Genomic DNA, 8,106 nt, shown 5'->3' with positions numbered 1-8,106 from the left:
ACCCGGCCCCGCACCGGCCGGGCCGAACGGCTGCGGGCCTCCCCGCCCCTGTTCCGCTCCCCGTTCCTGGACCGCTTCACCCGCGTCCACCCGGCCGTGCCCGTCGCCCTCTACGGCCCCCTGACCGTCCTGCTCGCCGCCCTGGCCGCGCCCCGCCTGGGCTGGGCGGCCCTGGCCGGCCACATCCTGCTCGGCTACGCGCTGTGGACGCTGACGGAGTACTGGGTGCACCGGGCCCTCTTCCACCTGACCCCGCGCAGCGCGCGCGGCAGGCGGCTGCACTGGATGGTGCACGGCGTCCACCACGACCACCCCGACGACCCGCGCCGCCTGGTCATGCCGCCCCCGGCCAGCCTGCTGCTGACCGGCCTCCCCTTCGCCGCCCTCCACCTGGCCCTGGACGGCGGCGCGGCCAACGCGGTGGCCGCCGGGTTCACCGCCGGATACGTCGTCTACGACGAGCTGCACTTCCTCCTGCACCGCCCCAGTCCGCCCACCGCGCTCGGACGCCGCCTGCGCAGGCACCACCTGCGCCACCACTTCCAGGACGCCAGCCGCGGTTTCGGGGTGAGCTGCCCCTACTGGGACCACGTCTTCGGCACCGCGCCAAAGCGTCCGGCCCCGGGACGTACGGCGGCGGGCGGGGCGGCGGTGCGCTGAGCACACCGGGCCCCACCCGGTCCGTGTTCCGGGCCCAGCGGCGGAAGTGGGCCCGGAACACGGACCGCCGGAGCGGAGACCCGGGAGCCGGCCGGACTCAGACGGCCCGGAGCACCACGGACACGTTGTGGCCGCCGAACCCGAAGGAGTTGCTGACGGCCGCGCCGACGCGCTGCTCGCGCACCGCCTTGGTCACCAGATCGATGTCGAACTCCGGCGCGGGGGCATCGGTGTTGGCCGTCGGCGGCACGGCGGACCGCTCGATGCTCAGGACCGTGAGCACCGCCTCCACCGCACCCGCCGCACCCAGCGAGTGCCCCAGGACGCCCTTGGCCGAGGTCACGCTCGGGCCGTGGCCGAAGACCCTGGCGATCATGCTCGCCTCCGCCGCGTCGCCCAGCGGGGTGGAGGTGGCGTGCGCGTTGACGTGGTCGACGTCCCGCGGCTCCAGACCCGCGTCCGCCAGCGCCGCGGTCACCGCCAGCTCCGCGAACCGGCCCTCGGGGTGCGGCGCGGTGGGGTGGAGCGCGTCGGTGCTGGTGCCGCAGCCGGCCAGCAGGGCGCGCGGGCGCACACCGCGCGCCCGCGCGTCCGCCACCCGCTCCAGCACCAGGACGGCGGCGGCCTCGGCCATCACGAACCCGTCGCTGTCCGCCGCGAACGGCCTTGAGGCCGCCGCCGGGTCGCCGGTGCGCGACGACAGCGCCCCGGCCCGATGGAACCCGGCCACCACCAGGGGCGTGACCGCGGCCTCCGTACCGCCCGCCAGGACGACGTCGCACAGACCGGCGGCCAGCCAGTCGCGGGCCACCGCCAGCGCGCTGGCCCCCGAGGCGCAGGCGGTGGAGACCGCCATGCTCGGGCCGCGCGCCCCCAGCGCGAGCGCGACCTCGCCGGCCGCCATGTTCGGCAGCAGCCTCGGGATGACCACCGGCGACACCGCCTCGGGCCCCTCCCGCCGCATCCGGCCGAACTCCGCCTCCCAGGTGGCGGCGCCGCCCAGGCTGCACCCGACGGCCGTGCCCATCCGGGCCCCGTCCCAGGAGGACGGATCCAGCCGCGCGTCCCGCAGCGCCTCGTCGGCCGCCGCCAGCGCGATCCGGGTGAAACGGTCCTGCCGCCACAACTGCCGCCGACGCCTCCGGTCGGCGACCTCCACCTCGGGGACTCGGCAGCTGAAATCCACCGGCAGACCGGCCAGTTCGCCGTCCCGGGAGGCCGTGGGGCCGGCGTCGCAGACCCGGCGCCAGGTCTCCTCCACCCCGGCCCCGGCCGGGGTGACCGCCCCCAGGCCGGTCACCGCGATGTCGGGGCGGGTCACCGCGGAGCCACCGCCGTACCCGCGCCCCACGCGGCCTCGACCGCGTCGGCGATCTCCCCCAGCGTGGTGTCCAGGGTGATCTGGTCGTCCGCGAACGGCACACCGGTGCTCTCCCGCAGGGTCAGGGCGAACTCGACCCGCCCCAGCGAGTCCAGGTCGATCTCCTCCAGCGTGGCGCCGGGCGACAGCTCGCCCTCGGTGAACTGGAACTTGCCGACCAGGATGTCCGCAACGACGCCGTATGCCTTGCCCATCGGGCCTCCTCGCGCGCTCAACTCGGACCGGCCGGAACCGGCCCCCTTCCGCGCCCCATCCTTGTGGCTCGGCACGGCCGGACCGGGAGCGGAACGGCCCGCAAAGCGCATTTCACCCGTACGAGGCAGCGGGCCGGCGGGCGGGCCGCACACGCGGCCGTGAATCCGCCGGCGGCCCGTGTGCGCGCTTCCCGGATCAGCCGGCCGGCGCGAGACCGCCGCCCGTGACCTCCGCGAGCCGGCTGTGGTACTCCCGGGGCCGGGACTCGAAGTCCACCCGGGCGGACAGCCCGGCCGGATCGCGGTCCTGTCCGCGCAGCAGATCGACCGACGCCTGTGCGAACCACTGCGCGGTCTTCTCCCGTTCGGCCTCCCTGACCAGCAGGCGCAGTTCTGCCATGGCGTCCAGCGCGTACCGGCGCTGCTCCGGCCCGGCACGCAGCAGGTCCGCGCGCCGGGAGGCGGGCGCCGCCTCGGCCAGCAGCAGATCCAGCCGCGCGGCCAGCTCCACGCCCTCCTCCGCCGCCTTCCGCGCCCCCGGCCCGGCCTCCACCAGCACCCGCAGAGCGGCGAGAAGCTCCGCGGTACGCGGCCCGGGCCGGTCCGCGTCCATCCGCACCGCCACGGTGGCTCCCGCCTCACCGGCGGCCCGCCGCGCGGCGGCCGTCGCCGCCTCGGCCGTACGCCGTCCCACACCGCGGTGCCCCAGGCCCCACGCACCTGCGTCGAGCACCTCCCGCACGGTACGGAAGCCTCCCCTCCTCAGCTCCTCGACATCAAGCCGCTTCCCGCCCGCGCGCCGCAGCCGTTCGACCGGGGTCCGGTCCAGCTCGGCGTCCACCAGTTCCCGGTGGAACGGGGCCCATGCCTCATGCACCGCCTCCACGGCCCGCCGGTAGTCCTCGGCCACCGAATCGGCCGCCTCCCGCAGCCGCTCCGCCCGGCGGACGACCCCGGAGTCCGCGCCTCCGACCCGATACAGCCCCCGGATGCTTCCGCCGACGAGGCCGACGACCGTCAGGAGCAGCCCGAACGCCACCAGCGTGTCGGACAGCTCGTTGTACCGGCGCCGCTCCTCCCCGTCCTCCTCCAGCGAGTACAGCTCGCCTCTGTCCGGGCCCTCCTCGATCACGAACCCGGTGTCCCATCCGAAGCCGGTGATCTCGTTGTGGTTCGGTGCCTTCAGGTCGTCCGACCTCCCGGCGTCACATAGGTACGGCCCTTCGTACTTGCCGTGTTCGAAGGGATCCCTCCACCGGACCGTGCACGTCCCGTCGGGCTCCTCCTCGACCACGGTCAGGTCGATCTGCCGGAGTTCGGGAAACTCCGGTGTGGCCAGATGAACGCCCAGCGCGCCCCCGATCAGCACCAGACCGAGTGCCAGAACCCACCGGAAGAAGGGCACATGCCTCATCCGGCCCCCCTTCCACCTCGTCCTCCGCCTCGTCGGCAGGACGCCTCGCACCCGCAGCCTGTGCGTGCCCGGCCGGCCTCTCAAGAAGAGGAGCGGGCAGCTCTGGGCCTTCCCTGCCTTCCCGCTCCCGGCAATCCCGGGCACCTGGGGCAGCGGACAGGGCTCGGCCCCGGTTCCTCCGTTCTGCCGGAGGAACCGGAGCCGTGGTGCTGCCTCCGCGCCCGCGGGCGCGGTTCGGGTGAGGCGGGGGTTACCGCTGCCCGCCGCCGCTGTTCTGGCCGCCCTTGCGGCCGGCCTCGGCGGCCTTCTCACGGTCGTTGGCGAAGTTACCGCCACTCTCGTGGCCACCCTGGCGGCCCGCCTCCGCGGCGCGCTGCGGGTCGTTGGCGAAGTTGCCACCGCTCTCGTGGCCGCCCTTGCGGCCGGCCTCGGCGGCCTTCTCACGGTCGTTGGCGAAGTTACCGGGGTTGTTGGAGTTGTTGGACGCAGCCATGACTGCTCCCTTCACTCGTTGTCTTGCAAGTCCCTTCGCAACATCGAGTGCCCGACCCATCTGGGAGTAATCACCGCAAACTACAAGAAACACGGCCAGTGTTCGGACCTGCCGCTTCCCATGCGTCGTCAACTCCCGCGCGGTGCACGGAACCCGGGGTTCCGCAATCGGCGACGGCCGAAACGGGGTGCGCGGCATCCGTTCGGACACCGGCCCCGCCAAGGGCCCTGCTAGGCTCGCCCGCCCATGGACACCGACACCGGGGACGGCACGCTGACCGCCCTCCCGCCGGGGCGGGTGACGCTGTCGGACCGCCGCACACAGCGCAGTTGGCCGGTCGACCTCGCGCCCTACCGGCTCGCGGCCTTCCCCGTCACCCGGGCCCGGTACGCGCAGGTCGCCGGCTCGCCGCCCGAGACCGCACACGGCGGCCGGCTGCCCGTCGAGGACGTCTCGTGGCTGGACGCGGTCCGGTTCTGCAACGCCCTGTCCCTGCGCGAGGGGATGGCTCCCGCCTACCGCCTCCCCCCGGACGGTGACGGCAGCGACGGCGGCGACGGCGGCGACGGCACGGGCGTCGAGTGGGACGAGCGCGCCGACGGGTACCGGCTGCCGACCGAGGCCGAGTGGGAGTACGCCTGCCGCGCGGGCACGGCCGGCCCGCGCTACGGCCCGCTCGACGAGATCGCCTGGCACCGCGGCAACTCCGGCGAGCGCGTCCACACCGTGGGCGGCAAGCGGCCCAACGACTGGGGTCTGTACGACATGCTCGGCAACGTCTGGGAGTGGTGCTGGGACCTCTACGACCCCGAGGCCTACGGCCCCTACCGGGTGCTGCGCGGCGGCGGGTGGTTCGACGAACCCTGGAGTTGCCGGGCCTCGGTGCGCCGCCGCAGCCATCCGACCCTGCGGATCGACGACGTGGGCTTCCGCCTGGCCCGCTCCTTCCCGCGCTGACGTCGGCCAGGGTCGGACACGGCAGTACTACAAACCGCTTGGCACACTTTTCTTGCGAGCGGCGGAGCGGCGGAGACCCGGCCCGCCCGTCCGGCGCGGGTGTTAGCGTCCGAGCGCATGGACGACAACGTGTACACGGGCAGCGCCGGGCCAGATGCGGCGCTGGACCGGGGCTGGCTGCTGGGCCACTTCAAGGACGCGGGCGACATCCGGCACAGCGAGGCGCTGGAGATCAAGTGGGGCGTCCACCCACGCGGCGAGCGGCGGCGGCAGTGGGTGCGCGGCGAGGAGCGCACCACCTTCCAGATCCTGGTCGAGGGCCGTTTCCGCGTCGAGTTCCCCGGCCGCAGCGTCGTCCTGGCCGAACGGGGCGACTACGTGGTGTGGGGCCGGGGCATGGACCACTCCTGGGTCGCCGAGGAGGACTCGACGCTGCTGACGGTCCGCTGGCCCTCCGTCCCCGGCTACGCGCTGCCGCCGCAGGAGTGAGGCCGGGAACACCACCCGGCCGACGGGCACGCTCGGCGGGGCCGCCGGGAAGCGGCCGGCAGGCGGTCAGCGGGCGGTTATGACCAGCGCCGCGCTGTCGTCCTCGCTGGGGGCTGCGTCGTCGGAGAACCGGTCGACGGAGGCGACCACCTCGTCCAGGAGTTCCCGGGCGCCCGCGCCGTCCTCGCGGCCGGCGCGGGCGAGGGCGGCGGCCAGGCCCTCCTCGCCGAGGAACCGGCCGTCGGCCGAGCGGGCCTCGGTGAAGCCGTCGGTGACCAGGAACAGGGTCTCCTCCGGCCGCAGGGTCAGCCGCGCCGTACGGACGGCCGGGTCGGGGACGACGCCCAGCAGCATCCCCCCGGCCGCGACCTCCTCCACCCGCCTGCCGCCGCGCCGCACCAGGGGCGGGACGTGACCGGCCCGGACGAGTTCGACCTCCAGCCCGTCCTTGCCCGGTGTCATCCGGCCGTAGACGAGGGTGACGAAGGCGCTGCCGTGCCGTACGCCCTCCAGCAGGGCGGTGTTGACCTCCGCGACGGCCCTGGCCGGGTCCTCGACGAGCCGGGCGACGGCGCGGGCGGTGTGGCGGACCAGCCCGGTGACGGTGGCGGCCGACGCCCCGCGCCCGCACACGTCACCGATCATGAAGGCCCAGCGGCCGCCGCCCAGCGGGAAGACGTCGTAGAAGTCGCCGCCGACGTCCAGCCCTTCGCCGGCCGGCCGGTAGCAGGTGGCGACCTCGGCCCCGGGGACGGCGGGCGGCTCGGGCAGCAGCAGTCCGGCCTGGAGGTCGCGGGCCAGCTCGACGCGCTCGGTGTACTGGCGCGCGTTGTGGGCGATGACGGCGGTGCGGTGGGCGAGCTCCTCCGCGAGGGCCACGGTGCGCCCCTGGAGGGGGCGTTCCCCGGTGAACAGCAGGGTCAGCACCGCGAAGGGGTCCCCTCGCCAGCTCAGCGGTACGCACACGTAGCCGGTGACGCCCAGCTCCCGCCAGGGCCCCGGGGACGGCGGGACGCGGCGGGCGACCTCCGTCACCCCGGTGACCAGCACCCGGGCGACGGTCTCGCCGTCCGGGCAGAGCGCGCTCCGCCCGGATGTCTGCGGCCACCGCCCGCCCCGGTCCCCGCGGTCCCCGGCGGCGAACGCGGCGATACGCGTCAGCCGTCCTCCGTCGAGCACGTCCACCGCGCTCATCGGCGCCAGCTCCGGGACGCTCAGCTCGGCCAGCCGGTGCAGGCTGTCGTGGAAGTTCAGGTCGCGGCCGATTCGGGTGCTGGCCTCCAGGACGAATGCGAGGTCCTGCCGGGCGGCCCGCTCCTTGGCCTCGGCCCGCTCGCGGGCCTGCTTGGTCTGGTGACGCTCCACCGCCAGGGCGGCGGTACGGGCGAAGGCGGCGGCCAGGGCCAGGTCGGCCTCACGCGGCATGAGCGGTTCGCGGTGGTACATCGCGAAGGTGCCCAGCAGCCGTCCGTCCGTCCCGGTGATCGGGGTGGACCAGCAGGCGGCCAGCCCCGCCCGCAGAGCCGGCTCGCGGAACTCCTCCCAGTACGGGTGGGTGGCGATGTCGGCGACGACGACCGTCTCGCGGCGGTGGGCCGCAGTGCCGCACGAGCCGACGCCCTCCCCCGTGGCGACGCCGTCGATGGCCCGGTTGTAGAAGTCCGGCAGGCTCGGCGCGGCGCCGTGGCGCAGACGGCGGCCGTCGGCGTCGGCGAGGAGCACCGAGACCAGGACTCCCGGGTTGAGTTCCTCGATGGCGGCGGTCATGGCGCGCAGGATGTCCCCCATGGGCGCGTCCAGGGCGATCTGCTCCAGCAGGGCGCGCTGCTCGGCGGCGAGCTGCCGGGCCTGCCGGACGGCGGTGGTGTCCACGCCCAGGGCGGTGACGCCGGCCACCCGGCCGCCCGGCTCCCGGCGTGGTTCGTAGGTGAAGTCGTAGTACGCCTCGTTCATCGCGCCCGGCGGGCCCAGCAGGACCCTGGCGTCCTGCACGGTGTAGGGGCGGCCGGTGCGGTAGACGCCGTCCAGCAGGCCGATGATCCCCTGCTCGGCGAGTTCGGGGGCCAGCTCGGCCAGGGGCACGCCGGTGGTCTCCTCGCGGCCCAGCGCCCGGAAGAAGGCGGGGTTGGCAGTCTCCACGACGTGGCGCGGACCCGACAGTTCGGCGAAGACGGCGTCGGAGGCCCGGAACAGGCCGCGCGTCTCGTCGTCGCCGGGGGGCCAGGGCGCGGCCTCTCCTCCGGCACCGCGGCGGCCTCGGGCGGTACGGCGGTCATCCGCGTCGCCTGCCCCTCATAGGTGTTCCCACTTCACTGCGAGCCCCGGCCGGCTCCGCCCGGGCCGGAGAGCCCCGGCGTACGGCCGGATCCCGTTCCCGGGCCTCGGACACCGCGAACAGGCGGTACCGCGATCCTCGGGCACGAAATGCGGCAAGTCCAGCAAATGCCGTATGCCTCCGGCCACCCGTGCTACGCGCCCACCCCCGTTCGGGCGGACCGGCCGGCCCCGGCCCGCCCGG

Annotated in this window: 8 protein-coding genes; 3 read left to right on the top strand and 5 right to left on the bottom strand. The window is 75.1% G+C overall.

Features of this window, described 5'->3' with window-relative positions; all coding sequences use genetic code 11:
• On the top strand, positions 1-660 hold a 660-nt coding region (locus tag L7D48_RS22590), incomplete at its 5' end, for a sterol desaturase family protein (RefSeq protein ID WP_237881879.1).
• Between the two features lie 97 nt (positions 661-757).
• Here L7D48_RS22590 and L7D48_RS22585 read toward each other — a convergent pair.
• The 4 genes from L7D48_RS22585 to L7D48_RS22565 form a co-directional block, all read right to left on the bottom strand.
• Positions 758-1,981 carry a beta-ketoacyl synthase gene (locus L7D48_RS22585; protein WP_237881877.1) on the bottom strand — a complete coding sequence of 408 codons (1,224 nt, stop codon included), beginning with the start codon at positions 1,979-1,981 and terminating at the stop codon, positions 758-760.
• Complete coding sequence (locus L7D48_RS22580) at positions 1,978-2,235, bottom strand: acyl carrier protein (RefSeq protein WP_158239010.1); 258 nt, start codon at positions 2,233-2,235, stop codon at positions 1,978-1,980. Before L7D48_RS22580 ends, L7D48_RS22585 begins: the two co-directional genes overlap by 4 nt.
• A gap of 196 nt (positions 2,236-2,431) precedes the next feature.
• Positions 2,432-3,649 (bottom strand): hypothetical protein, encoded by a 1,218-nt coding sequence (locus L7D48_RS22575; RefSeq protein ID WP_237881875.1) that lies wholly within the window; start codon positions 3,647-3,649, stop codon positions 2,432-2,434.
• Between the two features lie 250 nt (positions 3,650-3,899).
• Positions 3,900-4,142, bottom strand: a complete 243-nt coding sequence (locus L7D48_RS22565) for a general stress protein (protein ID WP_374493330.1) — start codon at positions 4,140-4,142, stop codon at positions 3,900-3,902.
• A 246-nt stretch (positions 4,143-4,388) separates the two neighbouring features.
• Here L7D48_RS22565 and L7D48_RS22560 point away from each other — a divergent pair, with 246 nt between their 5' ends.
• On the top strand, positions 4,389-5,099 hold the full coding sequence (locus L7D48_RS22560; RefSeq protein WP_237881873.1) for an SUMF1/EgtB/PvdO family nonheme iron enzyme: 711 nt from the start codon (positions 4,389-4,391) through the stop codon (positions 5,097-5,099).
• A 117-nt stretch (positions 5,100-5,216) separates the two neighbouring features.
• Entirely contained in the window at positions 5,217-5,588 is a 372-nt protein-coding gene (locus L7D48_RS22555; protein WP_237881871.1) for a signal peptidase I, read from the top strand.
• A 66-nt stretch (positions 5,589-5,654) separates the two neighbouring features.
• On the opposite strand, the gene L7D48_RS22550 is transcribed toward L7D48_RS22555, so the two are convergent.
• Positions 5,655-7,781 carry a SpoIIE family protein phosphatase gene (locus tag L7D48_RS22550; RefSeq protein ID WP_305853169.1) on the bottom strand — a complete coding sequence of 709 codons (2,127 nt, stop codon included), beginning with the start codon at positions 7,779-7,781 and terminating at the stop codon, positions 5,655-5,657.
• Positions 7,782-8,106 lie beyond the last annotated feature (325 nt).

This window comes from Streptomyces sp. ICN903 (assembly GCF_022015835.1).
Classification (GTDB): Bacteria; Actinomycetota; Actinomycetes; order Streptomycetales; family Streptomycetaceae; genus Streptomyces; species Streptomyces fenghuangensis.
This window is presented reverse-complemented; position numbering and strand designations above follow the sequence as displayed.